16 protein-coding genes are annotated in these 21666 nt (G+C 63.0%); 5 read left to right on the top strand and 11 right to left on the bottom strand.

Going from position 1 to position 21666, the window contains the following annotated elements; genetic code table 11:
- The first annotated feature begins 83 nt into the window (after window positions 1-83).
- Window positions 84-536: a VOC family protein gene (locus tag G6N37_RS09940; RefSeq protein WP_163684845.1), complete on the top strand. Its 453-nt coding sequence runs from the start codon at window positions 84-86 to the stop codon at window positions 534-536.
- 87 nt (window positions 537-623) lie between these two features.
- Window positions 624-1085, top strand: coding sequence for a hypothetical protein (locus G6N37_RS09935; protein WP_163679340.1), 462 nt, complete (start codon window positions 624-626; stop codon window positions 1083-1085).
- Between the two features lie 421 nt (window positions 1086-1506).
- Here G6N37_RS09935 and G6N37_RS09930 read toward each other — a convergent pair whose 3' ends face one another.
- The 7 genes from G6N37_RS09930 to G6N37_RS09900 all read right to left on the bottom strand — a co-directional run bounded on the left by G6N37_RS09930 (window position 1507) and on the right by G6N37_RS09900 (window position 15466).
- Entirely contained in the window at window positions 1507-2835 is a 1329-nt protein-coding gene (locus G6N37_RS09930) for a hypothetical protein (RefSeq protein WP_163679336.1), read from the bottom strand.
- Window positions 2836-3094: 259 nt separating this feature from the next.
- The gene (locus G6N37_RS09925; protein ID WP_163679333.1) at window positions 3095-4042 is read right to left on the bottom strand and encodes a RecB family exonuclease; all 948 of its coding nucleotides are present in this window, start codon (window positions 4040-4042) and stop codon (window positions 3095-3097) included.
- 103 nt (window positions 4043-4145) lie between these two features.
- Window positions 4146-9416: a DEAD/DEAH box helicase gene (locus G6N37_RS09920; protein WP_232075388.1), complete on the bottom strand. Its 5271-nt coding sequence runs from the start codon at window positions 9414-9416 to the stop codon at window positions 4146-4148.
- Window positions 9417-9426: 10 nt separating this feature from the next.
- Window positions 9427-12474, bottom strand: coding sequence for a hypothetical protein (locus G6N37_RS09915; RefSeq protein ID WP_163679330.1), 3048 nt, complete (start codon window positions 12472-12474; stop codon window positions 9427-9429).
- 307 nt (window positions 12475-12781) lie between these two features.
- Window positions 12782-13204: a very short patch repair endonuclease gene (locus G6N37_RS09910; RefSeq protein WP_163679327.1), complete on the bottom strand. Its 423-nt coding sequence runs from the start codon at window positions 13202-13204 to the stop codon at window positions 12782-12784.
- Window positions 13205-13264: 60 nt separating this feature from the next.
- A complete protein-coding gene (locus G6N37_RS26605) occupies window positions 13265-14512 on the bottom strand; it encodes a DNA cytosine methyltransferase (protein ID WP_163684833.1) in 1248 nt (415 codons plus the stop codon).
- A 60-nt stretch (window positions 14513-14572) separates the two neighbouring features.
- The gene (locus G6N37_RS09900) at window positions 14573-15466 is read right to left on the bottom strand and encodes a GIY-YIG nuclease family protein (RefSeq protein ID WP_163679323.1); all 894 of its coding nucleotides are present in this window, start codon (window positions 15464-15466) and stop codon (window positions 14573-14575) included.
- A 416-nt stretch (window positions 15467-15882) separates the two neighbouring features.
- Here G6N37_RS09900 and G6N37_RS09895 point away from each other — a divergent pair, with 416 nt between their 5' ends.
- Entirely contained in the window at window positions 15883-16842 is a 960-nt protein-coding gene (locus G6N37_RS09895) for an SMP-30/gluconolactonase/LRE family protein (RefSeq protein ID WP_163679319.1), read from the top strand.
- Here G6N37_RS09895 and G6N37_RS09890 read toward each other — a convergent pair.
- A complete protein-coding gene (locus G6N37_RS09890) occupies window positions 16839-17687 on the bottom strand; it encodes an SDR family NAD(P)-dependent oxidoreductase (protein ID WP_163679316.1) in 849 nt (282 codons plus the stop codon). The genes G6N37_RS09895 and G6N37_RS09890 overlap by 4 nt on opposite strands.
- The gene (locus G6N37_RS09885; protein ID WP_232075377.1) at window positions 17684-18976 is read right to left on the bottom strand and encodes a hypothetical protein; all 1293 of its coding nucleotides are present in this window, start codon (window positions 18974-18976) and stop codon (window positions 17684-17686) included. The genes G6N37_RS09890 and G6N37_RS09885 overlap by 4 nt, the downstream gene beginning before the upstream one ends.
- A gap of 210 nt (window positions 18977-19186) precedes the next feature.
- Between G6N37_RS09885 and G6N37_RS09880 the strand changes: the two genes are divergently transcribed.
- Entirely contained in the window at window positions 19187-19744 is a 558-nt protein-coding gene (locus G6N37_RS09880) for a TetR/AcrR family transcriptional regulator (protein ID WP_163679313.1), read from the top strand.
- On the opposite strand, the gene G6N37_RS09875 is transcribed toward G6N37_RS09880, so the two are convergent.
- On the bottom strand, window positions 19741-20910 hold the full coding sequence (locus tag G6N37_RS09875; RefSeq protein WP_163679311.1) for an acyl-CoA dehydrogenase family protein: 1170 nt from the start codon (window positions 20908-20910) through the stop codon (window positions 19741-19743). The genes G6N37_RS09880 and G6N37_RS09875 overlap by 4 nt on opposite strands.
- Before the next feature lie 23 nt (window positions 20911-20933).
- Between G6N37_RS09875 and G6N37_RS09870 the strand changes: the two genes are divergently transcribed.
- Window positions 20934-21446 (top strand): hypothetical protein, encoded by a 513-nt coding sequence (locus tag G6N37_RS09870; RefSeq protein WP_163679307.1) that lies wholly within the window; start codon window positions 20934-20936, stop codon window positions 21444-21446.
- Here G6N37_RS09870 and G6N37_RS09865 read toward each other — a convergent pair whose 3' ends face one another.
- Window positions 21447-21656 carry a three-helix bundle dimerization domain-containing protein gene (locus G6N37_RS09865; protein ID WP_163679304.1) on the bottom strand — a complete coding sequence of 70 codons (210 nt, stop codon included), beginning with the start codon at window positions 21654-21656 and terminating at the stop codon, window positions 21447-21449. It abuts the gene before it with no gap.
- Between the last annotated feature and the right edge of the window lie 10 nt (window positions 21657-21666).

Genomic DNA, 21666 nt, shown 5'->3' with positions numbered 1-21666 from the left:
TCCGTCCTCCACCGTGCCGAGCGCTCGGCTATCTGCACTATCTTTGCATTATTACGCTCGGTGTTGTGTCGAGAAAGGCCGCGATGAGTAGTCACCGGACGACCTTCAACCATGTCGGCTTGTGTGTCTCCGATCGCGAGCGGTCGCGGCGGTTCTATGAGAATGTGCTCGGGTTTCAGTTCTGGTGGGAGCTTGATCCGCCCGACGGTCCCACCGCGAAGCTGGTGCAGCTTCCCGAGCCGCTCGGCGTGCACGCGACCTACCTGGTGCGCGACGGCTTTGTGCTCGAACTCATGGACTACTCGAAGCGTCAGGTCCACGCCGGGACGCAACGCGTGATGGATCAGATTGGGCTGACGCACATCTCGTTCTCGGTGTCCGATCTCGACGGTGTGTTGGAAAAGGTTGCTGAGTTTGGGGGAGCGGTGGTCGACGCGACGGTGACCGATGCGATGGCGATGATCCGCGATCCGGACGGGCAACTACTGGAATTGCTTTCGGACGGGTGGCTATCGGCATTGCCACCTCGACCTTAGAGCGGGTTTCCTTCAAGGCGGTGGGCAGTTAGGCCGCTGGCTAAAAAATCGTGAGAGTTCACGCCCCTCTCTGCGATCGATGAGTACGTGATCGGGCTCACCGGAGGGATTCCGCTCTTCGTCGACACCGAAGAGACGCTGGTGGCTCACGACCCCAACATCGGGGCCACGAGCGCGAATTCTGTGCGCGCGATCAACGGCGTCCTTCGGATCACCGACAAGTACGGTGCGGAGACCCTCGACCGGACGCTTACTGTCGCCGAAAAAGCATGGGGTTACACGGCAGCGACCTGGGACGGGATGCTGCTCGGTGGCATCGGCAAGTTCCTCGGCCGCCATGGCGCCCTTGTCGACAACGACGACGAGTTGGCGAAGAAGACCGCTAAGGCGAGGCACGCCGAAGCCTGGCGCGGCAAGGTTCACTCAATCAGCTCGGCTGGCGGTACCCAGCACTCAGGCACCGGCGGTTGGGCCATGACGTGCTACAACCTGCTCGTTCAGCAGTGGAGCAAGCACCGCCGGTCGGAGGCCATCAAGATCGTGCTTTAAATCCACAGCGGCTCAACCAAAGACCCCCGCTTCGGCCGGGGTAGTCTCTGTAACCGGCTCACGGGCCAATTGGGTCGCCTGGATAGGCGCGTGCCCCGCTGGAGGCCTGGGGTGCTGCCGGGACCGGCCGACGCCACTGCGCGATGGCCGGCACTCGCGGGCTGGACCACGTGTCTACTCCCTGTATGCAGTCAGGCGACACGGCGCGGGCTGAACTAACGGTCGCACCGGGTCGCCGGGCGCCGTCGCTCCGCGGGCTTTGTGAACGATTCTCCGCGCGGCGGTGAAGCACGGCCCGAGATGAACGGCGCCCATGGGTGCCCCGCGGCCTAGGTCGCTCGGCTCAGGCGGCAGCGCGTCCTAGGGCCTCGGGCAGAGCCGCCGGGAACACTGCCGATGCCAATACGCAGCAGGAATGTGACTACTGCGATTTTTTTCGTCTGCGCGGAGTAATTGTGGCGTCTACTCTTTGTCGCCACGATGCGTAGTTATCGCGCCACGGGGGTTCAGATCGTTGCCTCTCGCGCGCGAAGGCACGCACGAGTGGCCACTTACCCGCGTCCATTAAGCCTTGTTCGGTCACCCACATGAGTGCGGTCCGTGGGAACCGCTTAGCGCGAGCGGCTACAAGGCCTGTGATGAAGTCATCGAGTGCCTGGGTTGCGTTGAGTGCCTCCGCCGCCTCGTCGGCCCGCGGTTGATATCCACGATGGACGATCCGGTTTCGTGGCGTCGCGACCAATTCGGACCAGTCCGATAATGTGCCCTTTTCGGTTAGATTCCAACGCCCACCCAGGAGGGGATGATAGGCATTCTTTAATCTGGGTCGTAAATCATTAGAGAATATCTCTGCTGCTTTGTCGACAGGTCCGTCGGCGTGTGGCGCGCCACCGAGCTCTTCCCATAAAAGGAGTCCGAGTATCCCGTCGAACAGCACTTCGCATGCCTGTGCGCTCCTAAGAATGGCGCTTGAGTATTCGCCATCGCGCAGCGCGAGACACTGTGCTTGCATAAATGTCTCATAATAAATTGATCGGGGATCCGCTGCTGACAGGAGCTGTACATTGTCCAGGATCTGCGCGAGTTTTTCGGGTCCCAGTAATTTAGGAGGACGGTCTGCAATGTTGTCGTGATCCAACGGTTGAAGAAACTTCTCCCACGCGGAGCCCGGCCTTAATAAACGTCGCGCATGGGGGACCTTGGGTCCGACACGCTGGTACCTCGGTATGGCTGCAGGACGTTCAGCTGTAAGGTTGTATGCGCGAACAAGATGTTGAAGGCAGTGCAATGCTCTCAGCAAAGGGTCGGTGAGATCCTCGATTTCGGTTTCTCGCGGCGCGGTTTGGGCTGAGACAGTGTCGAACACTGCAACTTCGGCCACCGAAACTATCTTGCTTGGTTTGAATTTGTCGCCGGAATCCTCAATGAATTGTCTCGGATCTACTGCTTTTGCGGCGTCTGTTTCGCCTGTCACGTGACCGAAAACTGCAACAGCGGCTGCGGATCTGATCAGGAAGTCGGAAGGCGCCGTCGGCACGTGTGTGAACTTTATGACGACATCATCCATAGCTCCAACACGACAGAGAAGATCTGAAGGGCTTATGTTAATTGTTGGCGTCTTTAAATAAGGGGTATTTCTTTCGTCATAGACGAAATGCAAGGTAACGTTTTGCTGAATTCCAACTGGTTCGGGCAATGCAATGCAATAGATATTTAGGCGTCGCTCGCCATCGATGGCACTCTCTTCCATCGCGCCCCCGTTTGCGTCGTTGGTAGACCTGACGTGCTTGAGTCTGCCACCGAGAACCGAGATGGATGGCACGAAGGTTCAGTCGCCACCGGCACACTGAGGACGGCTTTCAGCGCGCAACTGACAGCTTTCGTACGGACGCTTGTCGGATCTAGATGCGCCGGCGGTTTTAGTGGGAGACGACCCGTGCCAGCAATAGCACGCGAAAATCACACCGCTGAGCCATTGAACAGATCTCGCGGCCACGCTTTGCCGGCCGTTAGAACCATCTGAAGGTCGTTGTGTTCCAGGCTGCCACTGCCGAGGAGCCCGTTCCGACGTAATCGGCCGCGCCCCATGTCTCGCCGACGGCAGGTACCGGCTGGAACGGGAACGCGGTCGAGGTGAACTTCTGGTCGGCTCGCCAAAGCGGAAGGTGCACGACACCTTCCACATGCGCACCGTGCTCCCGAACATCAGCCGATTCGACCGTGAACAATACCGCGTGGGATATCTCCCAGGTCTCGTCATACGCCCGAAAGAACGGATGGCAGGCGATGCGGAATGGACACCATCCGCAGGCTTCGGCCGATGGTGATGCCATGCTCTCGTCGAAGCCGTCAGCTGCGGCGGAGTTGAAACGGTCGAGCGTGTCGACGGCTCGTTCCACCAGGGTCTTGACTTCGTTCGGATCGACCGCAAAGGAGTACCGCTCACCCCGAGACGTCTCGATGGCAGCGGCAGCGGGCATCTCACCCAGATTGGCTTGTACTAACGCACAGTAGATTAACAACTGGTCGCGCTGGTCCGATGACGGATTTGCTTGACGCAGACCGGTTTTCGTATCGAGAACCCAAATCTTCCCATCGACTCGCTCTACCAGGTCAGGCTGGCCGGCCAGCGGGAGACTCGGATGATCCAGCCGAAGTTCGCGCCACGGTAGAGGCGGAAGGAAACCGCGCTGCGCCGCTACCGTCCGGGGCGCAGGCCCAGACTCAGAGCGGAGCCATGCCTTGCGGATGCGCGTCTTGGTTAACGACCATCCTGGCCAGTTATCTGGTGACGGGGGGGTAGCCGGAGCCCACTCCGCAGCGAGCTTGGCCTGCGCGGTGGCGACTGCGGCATCCCATATCGCTTCGAATCCCTTGGGGTCTCCGAACTGTCGCTTGACCGAATGAACCACGGTGCCGAGTGCTGCTGCCGGGCTCCATCGGTCCAAGGAGGACATCGCTGGGTCACGCCCAAACCCCACTCGCCAGACACACATGCTCAGTCCGCTCAGAATGGTTGGGGTGATGCGGTCGACAAAACGGGGGTGTGGGCGAGGCGGATTAAGCATTAAGTTGCGCCCAAATCGACAGCGGGTTGGTCCGAAATACACGGATGTCCTGGACTTCCACGTGGCGGAAGCGATCCATGGCTTCGTCATACGCTTCTGCTTGGTCATCAACAAATAGCGCCGGCTCGAGGCGCCATAACGGATGGCAGAGAACGACGCAGTTGTCGCCGCGCGTCACAATGGGCACCTCATTGATGCAGTCCGCCGATGCATCCATTGCCTCCGCGGCGGTCTTGATCCACGGCTGATTCGCAGGCAGCGACCTGCCTAGCGTCAATCGCTTGCCGTTAGCCAACTCCAGCATGTCGAGGGCTAGGCGCCAGTCCAGCAACGAGTGCTGACGCGAATTATGGTACGTACGAAGGCAATCCGGGCAAGATGTATCGCACCGCTCCCGGTGACCGGGGTGGTCCCACAGGGTACTCCGGTCGCTCAGAATGCTATTCAACAACTGTTCGAAAAGGTCGGGCTGCCCCAGTTCGGCTGCGTATCCGGCGCCGTTCGCGGCCGCGTCGGCGAGGAACACCGCAGCGGCCACCTGGGCCTTGCTGTCCGGCGATTCAGCCCCAAACATGGGAAGGCGCAAAGGCGTTAGGCCGGCGAGTAATTCGATCGGATCGAGGTCTAAGTAGACCTGCGCGCCGTTGGAGAGGACCTCGGCGAACGACGTATAGGCCGCCTTCCCCGACGGTTGGTCGTACAGCGCAACCGCGCCGGTCTTCACGTCCAGACGACTCGGAACGACCTGCAGAGCATCGGTGACTCGAATCTCACCAATTGTCAGCAGCGGCGACACGTTGGGGAGTCCCGCCTCCCCAACGTATGTTCCGTCGGGTTGTGGAACCAGTTTAAATCCCCTCGACATGTTGTCGTTGATGGACACCAACCTGCTCTGTTCGTAGAGATCGAGGTCGATGCGATCCAATTTCGCGCGTGAGGTGGGTAATGCGGGTACGGTCAGTTCCGGGCTGCCGGCACCGCGTAGGATATCCAACTCCTCGTCGAAAGGCTTTGGCTTGTAGTCAGTTCGGAAACCGCGTGGCTCATAGAGGGTGATCTGCTGGAGTGTGTCGTGGCATGTGTTGCAGCTCGTGCTCTGCCCCAGCTCGGTGCGGCCGCATCGCTTACATCTTCCGATTGGGTGCGGTGTACCCAACGGTTCTACAGCCTCTATTAGCCTTCCCTTGGGTCGATATGCGGCAAATCCGGCCGCCCGATGGGTCAGCCCGTCCTTCACTACTTGCGCACCTGGCGCGAACGAGCTGATCGCCATCGACAGCGGACGGTCGCTAACGATGTTGTTGAGGAAGGCGTTTCGATTGTTAATCGCCGAATACCACAGGTTCCTGACCCGAGTGGGAAATCCAAACATCGGTAATTTGCCGTCCGCCGCAAGAGCTTTGCTCAGCTCGGTATCAGCTGACCCAATTTCGAAGGCGACGACCTCGTCGATCTCATCAACCAGTTTGTGCTTCAACCATGCGCGGATCTCGTCGATTTTCGATTCTTCAAGCGGCGTGTGTGCGACGAGACGGTCGACGATCTGGTCGACGTGCGGCGAAAGGGCCAGCCACGCCGCGACTGCGGGACGGTAGGCCGGCCACTCTGCAAACTGCCCGAAGGTGCCGTGGCTGCTATCCGAAGTCCACTCGGGTCCCGGTGTCGACGACGCGAACGCCTCATACAGGCACTCGCTTGCGGCTACACGCTGGATGATCCGGGTTCTGGTGAGGTCGAGGAATGGCTGCGGCGGGATGTCGCCGGTAATGCGGTCGGCTCGGTTGTAGTAGTACTCGTCGTGGCTGCGCTCCCGGCACATGGTAACTGCGTAGCTCAGCGGTTGGCCGGCACGGCCAGCGCGTCCGACGCGCTGCTGATAGTTGAACCGCTGTGGCGGCATATTGGCCATCATCGTAGAGCGCAGTAAGCCGATGTCGACCCCGACCTCCATGGTCGTCGTCACGGATAGCACGTCAAGCTCGTCGGTTAGGTCGTTCTCGTTCTGTATGAACGCGCCCTTGAACCACCGTTGTCTATCCCGTTGCTCAGAAAGAGGTTTCGTCTGACCCGTCAGCTCTGCGATGGCGAGTCGACGCGGCGCTTGATGCGCCAGCCACGCGTAATAGTCGATTTCGGATTCCTCGTCGATCTCGACCAGTGTCAGGTCGCCGTGGAAACACTGCCGGTTCGCGCAGACTCCGAGACTTGGATGCAAGTGCCCGAAATTGCAGCGCGTACAACGCCACATCTTTCCCGTGCCACGCTGTAACACAAGGCTGGAATCGATCGAGGTTGTTCTTAGAAGCCATCCGGATATTGCGCGGCTGACAGCTGAATCGGCGACCAGATCGTCCAACTGGCGGTCTACGGCTGCCTCGCTGATCCCTAACTTGGCAGCGACGGATTCGAGGTACTTCTTTACCGGTCTCGGAGTTAAAGCTTCGGGATGAACGCCGCCCTTAGTGCTGTTCTCCGTGCGGCCCCACAGCCCTAGAATTCGCAGCACACTGGCCAGGAGCTCGGATTGTTGGATTTTATCAAGCGGACCGTCGACGGGTTCCCAACCGTCGACGGCGGCGAAGGCGATACCCACGTTCTCTAAGTCTCGCCGGGCCCGGTCGAAAGTTGTCTCGATAACGGACACTCGAAGCGCTGACCGCAATTTCTCTTGGCCCTGGAGGAGCGGCGGCTCAGCCCACAGGCCGGGTGCGGGCGGCGGGAAGGCGCGATACCACGGAGTCGTTCCCCACAACTGGTCCTCCAGCTGCTGGTTATACGGATTGGGCCCGCCCGGATTGGCTCCCAGCGACACAAGGACGTCGGTGACCTTATTACACAGCTCGCTGAACGAAATACTGGAGCTCTGCCCGAGTTTCTCGATCGCGTCTGCGAGGGCCTGTTCTTCGGAAGCATCTAGTGGGATTCCGGTCTTCTGCTTCATCCGCGCGACCACCGCTCGACCAAGGCCTTTCTCCTGCGCGGTGGCTGGCGCGTTATTCATGATGGCATCCAGTGCCGCCAGCCCGTCCGGGCCCGCCTTGATCTCCTGAAGTACGACCTGCCCAACCAGGCGGCGATGATGATTAAGCGCAACGCCGGCAGCGGTGCGGGCGGCGTCGTCGCGGCTGTCGTTGAAGACAATTGTCTTGGCATCGGCGATCGCCTGCCTGCCCATTCTCCCACCCGCCAGGGATCGGATGAGTTGCGATAGATAGAGTTGTATCGAGGCGGCCGTACCAGCACCATGTGATCGGATCGGGGAAAAAAGCTCGCCCTCACGGAAGTTGGTCACCCGACGGGAGATAAAGCCGCATGCCGGACACCGGTCCGGCAAGGCGGGAATCCGATCTTCCGGCTTTTGGCCAGCCACCTTGAGACTTACGCCCGTTGCGTTGGCAGGATTGGCGGACGGGTCGGCAGCTCCGATTGCGGGATCCCATTTGGTGGTGGCGAACGCGAGTTTGAGGCTGCGGTCGTCCTTGGTCCAGTCGCGGGGCAAGTCTTCGGGCACCCCTGGGCGATACCAGAAGAAGTCGGTGGCTGGGCGATGGAAGACCAACTTGCCCCCTTGCTCTTCGGTCACTGGCCCAGGCGATAAGAGGATCTCGTCGTAATCATTTTCGGTGGGAACGATGAAGCCGCCGAGACTGACGTCACCGCACTCATAGCAATACAACAATTCGAGCACCCGGGAACCGCACGACGCGCAAGCACTAAGCGGGGTGTCGTAGAGGCGACCAATCTTTCGTTCTGGCGATGCTTCGGTCACCCAGGTGCACTCGGGGTTCGAACACGCCCACAATCCGTGCGGAGTCCGCACGAACAGGTGCCCACGGAACGGGATTTGTTCACTTGATGCGGCCCCCGGGTCTGAATCCGCAAGTCGCTGTAGTAGTTTCGCGACTTCGTTTGGGCCGTCTGTGGAAGCGGGAAAGAGCCGACTCGCGATGTCGTCGATAGAGGTCGCCCGCAGCCGCTGCTCTTGGGGATCGATACACGCGGCGGCCAGTCGGTGCGAAATCGTCACCGGGTCGTCACTAATCGGCCCCGTCTCAGTGCGCAGCGGAATCTGCTGGCCAGGTTGAATGGTGAAGGTGGCGGGCGAAACCCCGAAAAACTGCTCAAGATAGCGCCAACTAGCCTCGGATTCGTCCAATGACGCAGATGTCGCGATCACCCGCAACTGCGGGCTGTCCGGAGATATCCCAAGCCGGCGAAACAGCGCTCGCAGGATCATCGCGACCTCACTGCCCGATGTGCCGCGATAGATGTGCAACTCATCTATCACTAATGTGAAGACGTGATTTGAGTCGGCTTTCAGCCACGCTGCGGTCTGCGCGAAGATTGATTGCTCGAAATGCCGCATCATCATGGTGTTGAGCATCGAGTAGTTGGTGACCATGATGTCCGGTGCGCGGTCGACCATATCCCAGCGGGTCATCATCTCCCCTGATTTCGGATCGGGGAACTGACTAAGATCGATATCGCGTCCCGCATCACGCGACTTCTGCAACTCGTTGAATTGCCTTTGGTAGGAACGCAATTCGGCTGCGATTTCAGCTGCGGCTGCTTTTGATGGCTTGCTATTCGAGCCCAGGGTATTGCCGGTGTACCGGCCGAACCAGATCGGGTTGCCGGGCATCAGCGCGCGCAACTCACGGACGGCGCGACGTAAACGGGTCATCTGATCCTCGACCAGTGCGTTGGTCGGATACAGAATCAGTCCGCGGATCGCCGGCGCGCGGGTTTCTGGGTGGCGCATCGGGATAAAGTGTGGGTTATCTGACTCCCACCACCACTGGGCGTCGTGTTGGGTGGGCCAGGTGTGTGCCTCGGCCGTCAGGCGCAGCAGCAGCGGCAGCAGGAATGCCTCGGTCTTACCTGAACCGGTGCCGGAGGTGACGACGACGTTGCGCTCGGGGGAGTTGCCGCTTTTGAAGTGATGGGCGATAGCTCGGGCCTGATGTTCGCGAAGCTTTAGGTCGTCGGCTGCGACATTAGGGAAGACGGCTCTTGCGACATCCCGGGCGACCCGCTCGGAAATACTTACGCGTGCGGCGACATCCAATAGTCGTTCGGTGCTGGCGTGGGGGATAACCGGCTCGAGCATGATCTGCCCGACCAATGCGCCCGGTTGCTCTAGCAGGGTGCGGCGCTCCCTCATCACCGACTCGTCGTTGAGCCAGAATGCGGTGTCGAAGTACCGGAGGAAGGCGTCACGCAGTCCGATAGCGAGCGTGACGGGGGTGGTCTGGTGATCCACGATTCGTCTCCTAAGTGGTGAACAGTGTGACCAGCAGATCGGCTGCGTCCCGACCGATATCTGTATATACAAGGCTGGTCCGTCGGTTTTTATTGAACGACAGCTGTTTCGGCTGCGGCAGCGCGCCCGACATCGCAACGATCGCTCGCCCGTACAGTCCTGGGAGGTCCGCACCGAGAGGTACCAGAGCTCTCTGTGTGTCGCTTTGGTAGCTCACCAGGGATGTGCCAATCATGTTGGCGGCCAGGTGCTTAACCAGCGAAGGTGGGGCCAGTGCCGCTGTCGAGTACTCTACGTCGGCCGCGCTCCGGAAGACATAGGCCGTCTCGAAGCCCCTCCGCAACCGGTATGCACCGGCGGCGTATGGGTCTCCGGTCGGCACCCAACTGGCCGAAGAAACGTCGAACCGTTCGGCCGAGTCGAACCCGGGCATGCCGGCACGGGCCAGTGCCGCGGCGACCTCGGACAGCCTCGGCAGAGCGCGCAGCATCCGCATACCTGCGTCGTCGACGACGGTCACATCGCTGTCCTCGTCGACCAAGTCCGCCGCGTCGTCTTGGCTGACACCGGTGACGCCATATTCGGTCGGCGCGTCAGCGCTGGGATGCTGGGCGAACTGGCCGCCGTAGCCGGCCGCCTCGTCGACGATGCTCTCAATGTCGTCTGGCGCCCAGAAGCCGGTGAACCGGTACTCGCCGTCTGTGGTTTCGGCGAGGCAGGGCGGGGAGACCTCCCACCGGGTCGGGCGCCAACGGTTGTCGCGTTCGACGGCGATGTGGCCGAGCATTTCCAGCGTCCGCCGGAAATTCTCAGCGAACAACGCAGTGCCTTCCAGTTGCAACGCGATCTGATTCAAAGACGCGATAGGACCGCCGCCCAGGTGTCTGAGGGCGTCCAGGGCCGCGTCCCAGTCCGCTTCGTTTTCGTCAGCCTTCGGTAGATCCCGCACCTCCACGGTGCTGATCGTGGATGAGCGTTGCCCAGCCGAGCGTGAGCCCGAGTTGCTGATCCAACCCGGGGAACGTTTGACCAAACCGCAGTAGCGGCAAGTGCCTTGAATGTATTTGGGTTGCCAGCCGCCTAGGAACGGCGGGTACTCGAGGTAGTGCGCACCGGTGACGACACATGAGCCAGGATCGGGCGTGCCGATCTGAATCGGAACCCGCGCCACACTCTGCCGAGGCTCGCGCCAGCTGACCGACCCAGCGGCATGCACGCTCGGAACGACCCCCGACTCGTCGCCTGACGTCACCAGCCCGTCGACGACGCAGGCGTAATCCTCACCGCCACGTTCGGACGCCGAGACCACGCCCATGCCATTGGTCAACGGATACACCAGGCGAGGTGCGTCGTGCCAGAGGACGTCAACATTGCGGCTCGACCGCAATCGAATGGAGGACTGTTGAACCGGATCTTTGCCGGTGCCGACGAACAGCGACAACCGGTAGTCAGCGTCCGTCAGGTTGAGCTCGTCGAGCGGCGCGACCATCGCACCCTCGCCACTAATCCATTCGTGGATGACGTCGTCGGAGTCCGCGCGGGTAATCGTCACGCGCACATGGGATTCGGTTTGCGCGATAGCCCGGACTTCCGGCGGGGCCAGCGTCGACCATTTCCGGATACGCGACGGGATGCGCAGTCCGCCGGCGATGGTGAGCTGGTTCTGGGCCAGCGGGAGCAGTTCGTTGATATCTGTACTCGGTGTGCTAAACAGCTGGACGTTCTTGAACAGCACCCAGCCGTCGGGCAGGCCTTGGAGTGTTTCCACGATTTCGAAGCCGGGGCGTGCAGCCTGCTCCAACGCGCTACGCACCCGCTCCGGAATGTTGATCTTCGCCTGCTTTTGCGCGTGCGTGCGCACGAGTAACAGCGAGTCGACACCCAGTTGGAGGCGCTCGGTCTCGACGAAGGCAGACTGCAGCTCGTCGTAGGTCAATGGGATGATCTGCTTTGGGAAGTGCTTATACTCCGGCCCAGCTTCGTCATCGGCGCGTCGAATCCGCACCACACCTTCGAGCATGGAAACAGCGTCGATGGCTTCGGTGTACGAGGTCCGCCAAAGGCCTGCCGTTCCCGGAGCGAGGTTGATCTGCAGCCACGACTGGTCGCTAGAGAGGACCTGCATCCTGCCGTCGGTGTCAGCGGGCAGTCGCAATCCGAGTGCGATCTCCAGCGATGATCCGCGGAATCCAGAACGGAGGTTGACCACGAGGCCCGCGCGGGCGGTAAGGGCCGCCGCCTGGACCTGGTCAGTGCTGCCATGGGGAAGCACGCCGTCCCAGTTGCTTAGCTCCACCGCTGCGATCGAGGCGATCCGCTCGTGGCTGGTCGGGCGCTGCCACAGTTTGACAAGGTTGCCTGGCGCGCTCGAGCCCGGCTTTAGCCAGTCGTCGAGATAGCGGGTGAGGGCGTCGGGCGCGATCTGCATACCAGGGCTCAGGCCGTACTGCGCGAACATTTCAGGGAACTTGCGGCGGTCGCCCTCGCGGATGAGCGCCTGCGACATCGGCAGCCCGACGTAGCGGTGGGTGAGCGCATATGCTGTGGGCAGCCCGCGGTTCCCGTCCTGGTTGACGAGCCAGGTGTTCAAGCACTGCCAGAAGAATTCGGCGTGTTTACGGTACTGGGTTTCGACTGATTTATCGCCCTCAGGCACCCCGAGCCGACGGGCTAAACGCGGGTAGTACGCGTGGGCGGCCAACTTGTCCCCGGACTGGCCCATGTCCTCGGCGGCCAACGCGCTGACCGCCAGGAACGCCAGGCACGGTGGCGGCAACTCGATATCCGTGCAGCGCTTCCACGCCGATGTGCGGAACTCCAATGGATGAAGATGAAGCTTGTCGTCGCAGTCGACCACCACCGCGCGCACGGCCTCGGCCAGCGCCTTGTCCGGGTCCGGCCCAGGTTGCCCCGCCCGCTCGGCGATGTCGGCGAGCTCGTTGGCCTCCAAGTCCATATAGGCCGCCGCCTCGTTGCCGAAAGGGTAGATGACGTCGGCGACGGCGGTGTTCCACTTCAGGTACTCATCCCATTGGTTGTTGGATAGCGTGGGACCCACCCCCTAATTGCCTTCTGTTTCTGGCTGCCCAGCAGGAACCTTCGATCGAAGGTAACGGTTCTGGCTAGCTGCTGTGCGTAGTTTCCAGCAGGGGTAAGACATTAATTTCGTTCAGCCTGACCGAGCGATCATGAGCGGCTCGTCGGTAGCCGGTAGCGACCATCGGTACGACCGACGCCCTGCTGACTTGTCTTAAGTTGGTCTGTCCCACAACCACCGACCGACGCTAGAGCGAGCTCCGATAGCGGAGCGCGATGGCCTGCGATTCGTGATTCAGTTCTTAGTCCGCTGTGTCGTGAGTGCTCCCCTAGGCGGAGCCGCCGGTCTGGTGAATCGCCGCCTTAACTCGTTCAACCGCCTCAGCGACCTCGTCGTGTTCCCAAACAACGACGAGGGTCCAGCCTGCGGCTTCGAGGGCAGCATCCTTGGCCTTATCTCGTTTCACATTGCCGTTAATCTTCGCTGACCAGAAGTCGGCATTGAGGTGCGATGGTCGGTGATGTCTGGGGCAGCCATGCCAGAAGCAGCCGCGAACCTCGACAGCGACTCGAGCGCGAGGGAAGACCACGTCGACCGTCATTCGCGAGTTGGGAATCGGTCTCGCATTCAGCCGGTAACGCAGACCGGCGGCGTGCAGGGCTCGACGTAGCCTCATCTCAGGGCCAGTATCGCGGCCCCGATTCGAACGCATGACGTTACGGACGGCTGGTGACGACGCCCAAGATTCCATCCGCACACTCTGACAGTAGTACCGACGGAGAACAGGGTTAGTAGCTCGAGAACTGAGGAGTCAAGCCGAGCGTGGCTCCGCGCTTTTCACCAGTGCCTCGGCAATAGAGTCGGCGACAATCCGGCCCAAGCGGACGGGTACTGCGTTGCCCAACTGCCGCATCTGTTCACCCCTCGGGCCGTGAAGCTGCCAGGTGTCAGGGAAGGTCATGATCCTTGCCGTTTCGCGAACTGTCAGGTAACGAACGCTGCCGTCGTCCTGCCTCAGAACACTTTCCCCCCCAGGCACTCCGTGGACTCCCGCCTTCACCGTCTTGGCGGGACGGTCTAAGTCATTCGGCGTGTGGCCCATGTAGATCCGAGCACCTGGGTGGCCTTTGTGATGAAGCCATCCTTGGGCTTCCACACCCTCTACCGGCTCTGGCAGATCTCCGATTGCGTCGCGCAGAGTCAGCCAACGCTCTAGGTCGTCTTCCTTATCTGAGCAAGGGATGACCCGTGTGGGGTCGGCTTTGAGCGAATGCTGACGCCAGTACGTTCCTTCCTTCTGGGCGCGATGCAACCCGTATCGGCTATGCGTCTTGTCGGGGAACTTCCACTCAAGTGCCTGGTCCCGTCGGACTCCTACAACGAATACCCGCCAACGGACTTGAGGCACACCGTAGTCGGCTGCGTTTACGATGTACGCCTCGACGTCGTACCGCTCAGCGGGGTCGCCTTCCTTCTTCAATACTCGCGCTAAGCGCAGGTTATGCTGCTCCCAGCTTTCGCTATCGTGACGTGACTCAAAGGGCGCACACAGCGACCTGAGTATGTATCGCCAATAGGGCGCGAAGCTAGGCCGAGTCAGACCCTTGACGTTCTCCCCAAGGAAGACCCGTGGGTGTGTCTGTCTAACAACTCGCTCGAACTCCGGCCACAGATTGCGCTCATCGAGATGTCCCTTATGCACACCGCCAAGGGAGAATGGCTGGCAAGGCACGCCACCTGCTAGCACATCAACTTGCGCTCCGCATCGTGTGAAGTCCAGCTCGCGGACATCCCGCTCCAAGAGTGGCCACTTCGCGGCCCTAAGCACCGCTGCAGCCGATGGAAGGCTTCGGTCGCGGACGCCTGGAGGTGCCACGTCGACGGCTCCGTTCACCCGGAGAGTGCCGCAGGCCCTTCGCTCGACCTCGTTCACATAAAGGTGCTGAAATCCAGCCTCGTGAAGCGCAAGAGCAAGGCCGCCGCCGCCAGTGAAGAGTTCGATGCTCGTTCCCACGAAGCGGTTGCCTCGACTCCGCAGCCGACTACTCGCGAGTCCCATAGTCACGCGATCAAGTTACCTCTTTGGGATGACACGATCCCTCAACCTGAAGCAAGTGTCTCAGGGGTCGTCTTGTGAAGTATCAACGGTCTCGTCGCCACCCGAACCTTCATCGATGACTCCGGCAGGGGCTTGTTGAGCCTGACCGGCACGCTCGACCACTACGCCATCGGGTTCCATCCGCCAGTACGCGATTGCGCTGTGATAGCGGTCAGGGTTCTGTTCCTTATACAAAATCACATAACCCGGCAATGCTGTCGCCAGCCAGCCAGGGAGAGCGTCGACAACGAGCGCCATCCACTGTCTTACCGGCAACTCGATGGCTGGCGCGATCAATCCGGCGGCGTGGAGTTCGTGCGTATGGCCCCGTTCGAATCGCAACAGATACGGAAGCCTCTTCTTCAGATCTGTGATGCAGTCCAAGGCATTGCTGTCACCAACTACGGCAGGGTCAAGGGCGACTGGAAAGTTCAGGTTGATGGGATATTGGGCATCGAAGTGGTTGGCCTTGACAGTGGTGTTGTCCCGGTTTCTGCCGGGGTCTTTGTTTCCGAATCCGTTGTTATTCCATGGCACCCCGCCTTCGCCGATGTAAGCCTTGATTAGTAGCTTCTCGGGTGCTGACGCTTCGAGATCCTCATCCACGTAGAGGCAGACAAATGTGACCGCCCCACGCGCAAACGGGCCTACCCGGCCAGACAACTTCCGCATGTGTTGCGTCAAGCGTGCCGGCAGTGAAGTGTCCGCTTTACCGACATAGACACGGGATCCGTCAACAAAGAGCACGTATACCCCACCCCGCTGCTGCAGGCGGCCAAGCTCTTCGACGGATAGCGGCGCCGGAGTTAAACGTGCTAAGGCGGAATGAAGCTGGTCGGCCAGCGCACGTGTAATGGACAGTTTGAAGTCGTCGTCGGGTTTCGGGACAGGCGTCGGGGCGGGAGCCACGGTCATCAAGCTAGCGGCATCTAGTCCGATTTCCACGTACGTGGACCATTCTCCGTCCTTGTGTCGGCGCGGTTTTAGGAATAGCGCGATTTCTGGTGAGTTTCCGCATTTGACGCTGCGGGGTTGTCGTGGGACCCCTCTATCTCCCGGCGGGCGGCCATGACCGCCTGGGTGAACCAACCGATCAGCGCGGGCGCCTCGATTATCCGCTGCACCGCGTCGAGGCCATCGACGGCCTTATCGCTGTGAGATCACCATGGGTGTAAACGGCACGGCGCGTCACCCGCGAGCTGGCAGCGCACGTGGCTGTGGCTTTGACTGCGGCTGCCGTGAATCGGCGGTGAAACCCGGCTCCGATCCGCACGTGTCCATGAAGGGCCAACTTCGCTAGCCTGACACGGGGCACTCCACAAGGGGCATAGATGAGCCGAACCGGCGAGACCACCAGGATGGTGACCGACTTGCACGCCGTCGGGCGCGGTGTGGAGCGCCCCGAACACGTTGTGGTGGCCGCCGATGGCCGGGTGTTCGCTTCGGACAAGGCCTCAGCCGTCGCAGAACTCATCGATGAGCACACCGTCCGGCACATCGGCCAGGCGGGCGGCGAGCCGAACGGAATCGCGCTCGACGGCAACGGCCATTTTCTGATCGCCAATTGGGGCCTGGGCGCTTTGCAGGATCTCGACCCGGTGACCGGCGCGATCACGGAGTTGTTAAGCGGACAACTCGACGGACGGCCGCTGCGATGGCTGAACTTCGTTCTGGTGGACTCCGTTGGGGCCCTGTGGTGTTCGGTAAGCACGATGGCAGACGACCTTATGGACACCATCGTGCGCGGCACCACCGACGGGTTCATCTTTCGCGTCGCAGCGGATCGCCAATCGGCGCACGTGGTGGCCGACGCGGTCAACTTCCCCAACTGCATGGCCCTGGACCGCGACGAGACCCACCTGTACGTGGTCCGCACGGTGGACGCCGACATCGTAAGGTTTCCGATCGAGGGCGAAACACTCGGGCCGCCAGAGCGATTCGGCCCAGCGCTGGGTGGCCGCCGCCCCGACGAGTTCGGTTCCGACTGCGGCCGGTTCCTGGCCGACCCGCAGGTGGGCCGCCGGTGGGGGATGGCCGACGGATGCGCGTTCGACGCCGGGGGAAACCTCTGGGTCACACTCGTTTTGGCCAACAGGATCGTGGCGATCCACCCGGACGGCACAGCGACGGTAGTCCTGGACGATCCCGAGGGCGCGTTATTGAAAAGCCCGACCAGCGTCGCCTGGGGCGGACAGGACATGCGCGACATCTACATCGGCTCGATCACGACCCCGTACGTGCTCAAGGGGCGAAGCTCGGTGCCGGGCCTGCCGCTAATCCATCAGCGCTAGCCGCCGGACGGCCCGGGCCTCATGAAGTCGGGCATCGCGTCGTCCGGGTTGGCCGGGATCGATGATTCCCGCAGCCCCCATAGCTGCCGAATCATGGCACCGCCGTCGACCACAAGGGTTTGACCGGTGATGCGGGCGGCCAGCTCGGAGGACAGGAACAACGCGGCGTTGGCGACATCATGGGCACGCGGCGCCGCCAGCGGATTGATCCCGTTGACGTTGTATTCGTTCGGCGGCTGATCCTCGTTGCCCGAGCCCACATTGCCCGGCGCGACCGCGTTGGCGCGAATGCCGTACCGGCCCAGTTCATCTGCGAAGGTCTTGACCAGCGAGATGACGCCGGCCTTGGCGGCGCCGTAGGCGGCGTGGTAGGTCGCCGAGGCGATGCCGTCGACCGACGCGATCGCCACCAACGATCCACCGCTGCCCTGGGCGATCATGTAGCGTGACGCGGCCTGAAAGAGATAGAACACCTGGGTCAGGTTGTAATGGATTGCCGCGTCCCACAACTCGGTGGTGAAGTCTTCGACCTTCGACCAGGTCGCCCCACCGATGATGTCGACGCACACGTCGATGCCGCCCAGCGCCGCCTCGACATCGTCGATCGCGCGACCCACCTGCTCGGCGTCGGTCATGTCGGCGACGATCGGGATGGCGGTGCCGCCCCGGGCGACGATTTCGCCGGCAATGTGCTCCGCGCGCTCCTCGTCGATATCGATGCAGGCCACCGAGGCACCCGCCTCGGCCAGGGCCAGCGACGTGAACCAGCCGTGGCCCGCGCGCTCGGGGATGTAGCCCGCCCCCGACACCACCGCACGCTTGCCCGAGAGGCCCAAATCGATCACGCCGACTGGTGTTCCTCGACTCCGGCGCCGGCGGCCTGGCTTTCGAAGTCCTTGCCGTCGTTCAGATCGTCGCTATGCCCGCCGCGGAACGGCTCGACCAGGTGTGCGCCCAACCAAACGAGGCCTCGGCCCACGCCCACAAGCGCTTGGCCCGTCACGGATCCGGCGGCCCCCAGAGTGGCGACCGTGGCATCGAGCAGGCTCGGAATGTGGAAGTCCTCCCAGGTCTCGACCTGGTGCTGGCGGGCCTCCGCGAAACGGTCGAGCTCGTCGCGCAGCGCGGCGCGCTGCCTGGCCAGCTCGCGCACCGCCCGGAAGCGAAAACCGTCGATCGCATGGGACTTCGCGAACCGGTCGAGGATTTCCTTCGCGCTGCCGTAGATCTCGATGTCTTCGCGCAGATGATGGTCGACGAGCGCGCGCGCCTCGTCGATCGCGCGCAGCAGCTGCTCGGGTTGCGTCGACTCGATGCGCGCGAGGTTCAGCCGCTGCCATTGGTGCAGCGATTCCTCGGTGATCACCAGCAGACTGAGCGCGTCGCCAAGCCGGTTGTCCTCGAACGCGTTTCGCAGCCTCTCCGCGCGCTGCTGGACGGGAAGCTTGGGATCGAAGGAGGCCAGGATGCGGCTGACATGGTTGCGCAGCTGCTCGACGGTGACGTTGAGCGCCGGCCCGAGGACGGCCACCGAATCCCAGTACGCGTCGGGGAGCGACCCGTACTTCTCCAACGAGTCGACCATCCGCGAAATCGTCAGGTGGTTGCCCAGGACGTCGCCGGCGCGCTGGGCCCGGGCCACGTCGAGCACCGCGTCGACCTTGTCCTCCACCCGGCGGACCGCGTCCTCCACCTGAGCGACCGCCGACTTCAGCGCCACCTGCACCGCGATCATCTGCGCCGACATCATCGCTTCGGCGCCGAGGACGGCCGGTTGCCACTGGAGTTGCGCCAGGAGCTCGCCGGCGTCGATGCCGGTGGTCATCCGGAAGAAGCCCTCGCCGAGGGGAACGAGGTTGCCTTCCCGCAGCGCGTCGACGGTGTCGCGATGCAGCTGCACGTACTTGCCGGAGTCGGCCAGCAGGGAGGCCACCCCGACCAGCCCGCCCGCGAGCGACGCGGCGTCGATCCCGGCGACCCGCATGCCGTGCCCGGCGATCGCCCGCAGCCGCGTCAGGTAGGACTCGACGGCGGCGGGGTCGCCGCCCAACAGCAGCGCCTCGTCGTGGCACGCGACCACGACCTCGTCGGCATCGGTCCCGATCGGCGCGTCGAACACCTCGGTCGTGCTCACGGCACCCCCTGATCCTTCGGCCAAGCAAGCGGCCAACAGTTAACAGGAATTTCTCGGCTAGCAAATCCGGACGTTACACCCATGTGTCGGGCCGACCGCTTCGCTTTGCCGTGTGTTCGGGAGGAATTCACCGGGGACGGCGAGCGGCAGTGCCGGGCGCCAGCCTGCAAGCCGTCAACCTGCGATTCCGCGCACCCGTAACCTTCACCTATGCCCGCGCGCAAGACCCGCCGCCTGTCGGTGCAGGACTGGCTGCAGGCGGGCTACACGCTGCTCGCCGAGCAGGGCGTGCGCGCGCTGAAGATCGAACGCCTGTGCCAGCAGGCGGGCGTCACCCGCGGCAGCTTCTACTGGCACTTTCAGGACATGGACAGCTACCGGGCCGCGCTGGTCGAGTCGTGGAACACCTTCCTGGAACAGGACCGGCAGTCGCTGGCCGAGCTCGACGCGCTGCCGCCGCGGGAACGGCTGTCGGCCATGATGACGGCGCTGACCAGCCCGGGGCACTGGACGCTGGAGCGCGCCATGCGCGAATGGGCCCGCACCGACCCGGCCGCCGCCGCCAACGTCCGCGCGGCCGACCGACGCCTGCTGCGCGCCGTGACGAAGGCCTACAGCGACTACGGCTTCGGCACCGACGACGCCAAGCTGCGCGCCCAGCTGACCTTCGCCGCGGGCATCGGCCTGCTGCACCTGGCCGGCTCGGTCCAGCAGGCGCAAAAAGCCGCGCAGCGCGAAGAATTCCTCGAGCTGATGCTCAAGGACTAGACCATCGCGATCGGGGAGATCTTGGCGCCAATCGCCAACGCCCCGACCAACTCTCGGCTCACGTCGTAATCGAACACCACATGCCCGGCCGCGATGTCCACGTCGCGCTTGAAGCGCTGCAACGGGTTCGACAGGAACTGTGCACTCGCGCCGGAGGCCTCCACCAGATCGGCGATCACCGCCTTGCTCTCGTGCACCGTGTGGGCGGCCGCCAGCCGCGCCTCGGCCCGCACCGATCGGCTCACCCGTTCACCGCGCACCACGAGGCCCTCGATGCCGCCGGCGGTCTCGTCGACCAGCGCCCGCAGGCCGCGCAGGCGGACTCGCGCACTCGCCAGCCGGATCTGCGCGGGGGGCTGATCCTTCTGCGCCACACCGCTATACGCCAGGACGCGCTCGCCCAGCCGCTCCGCGAACAGTTCGGTGACCCGTTCGGCGGCGCCGAGCACCGGCATCGACGCGACCAACGCGAGGGCGGGCACCATCGGCCACCGATACGTCGGCGCGTCCTGCGCCCGCGCACCCGGTGCCGTCCCGGCATAGATGTCGGCCACCGACACCATGCGGTGGTCCGGGACGAGCACGCCGGTGACGATGACGTCGTGGGAACCGGTGCCCCGCATGCCCGCGGTGTGCCAGGTGTCGGCGACCTCGACCTGGTCGGCGGGCACCAGCGCGAGCACCGGGTCGATCCGGTCCGGCCGCTCGACGAGCGCCCCGACCATCACCCAGTCCGCGTCCATCGCGCCCGTGGCCCACGACCACCGGCCGGTCAGGCGCACCCCGCCGTCGGCCGGGGCTCCGCGCCCGGTGGGGGCCAGGGGAGCCGGCGCCAGCACCGGTCCCGAGGCGAACACCTCCTCCTGGGCCCGCATGTCGAACAGCGACAGCATCCAGTTGTGCAGGGCGTAGAAGCCCAACGTCCATGCGCTCGAGGCGCAGCCGTGGGCCATGCGCCGAATCGGTTCCAGCAGTTCGGGAAACGACGCCTGGATGCCGCCGAAGCGGGCCGGCAGCAACAGCCGAAACAGGTCGGTCTGCCGGAACTCGCTGACCGTCGCCGCGGGCAGCCGGCGCAGCCGCTCGGCCTCCTCGGCGCGCTCGGCCAGCCGGGCGACGAAGTCGTCGGTGATCCCGTGCACCTGCCGCCCCTCGACCACGGACATGGCGCCGACCGTACCATACTATTTTGTACGGTCACGAACGGCGCCGGTGCCGGCGGGAGCAAACTCCACCGGCCGCGGCCGAAAAGGGCTACAACTACAGCATGGAAGCCAAGGGCCTGGCGGCGGTCGCGGTTGCCGTCGCGATCGGGGCGGGCCCGGCGGCCGTCGCGCACGCGGACCCGTTTGAGCAGTTCCAATCGCCGTCGGGGGACGTCACCTGCGTGATGGCGGCCTTCCGGGGCGACGCGCCCCGCGCGTCCTGCGGGGTGGTGGACCCCACCTACGTGATGCCGCCGCGCCCGCAGTCCTGCATGGGGGCGTTCGGCGACCAGATCGACCTGGTGCAGGGCAGTTCACCGGCCATGGCCTGTCACACGGACACCACGCGCGGCAGCGGACTGCCGACGCTCCCGATCGGCGAGACGCGTTCCGTCGCTTCGCTCACCTGTAAGGGCGAGCCCGCGGCCATCACGTGCACGGACTCCAGCACCGGCCACTTCTTCCGCATCTCGCGTAGTTCGTACGACCTGAAGTAGCTAGTTCGACCTCAGCCGGAGTTGCTCGCGCGTGTGTTTCTCCACGAACAGCGGGACGAAATCGCGGACGCGGCTGTGTGTGAACCGGGAATGCTCCTCGCGGATGAGGGCGTCGATTTCCTTTTGTGGGACCCGCGGGAACTCGTCGACGAGTTCCCGCTCGATGTCCGCCAACAGCATCTCTTCGTTGACCTGAGTGACCTTTCCCATTTGCAGGGGG

Source organism: Mycobacterium seoulense, from assembly GCF_010731595.1.
Classification (GTDB): Bacteria; Actinomycetota; Actinomycetes; order Mycobacteriales; family Mycobacteriaceae; genus Mycobacterium; species Mycobacterium seoulense.
Note: the sequence above shows the minus strand (reverse complement) of the source record. Positions and strands in the feature narration are given on the sequence as shown.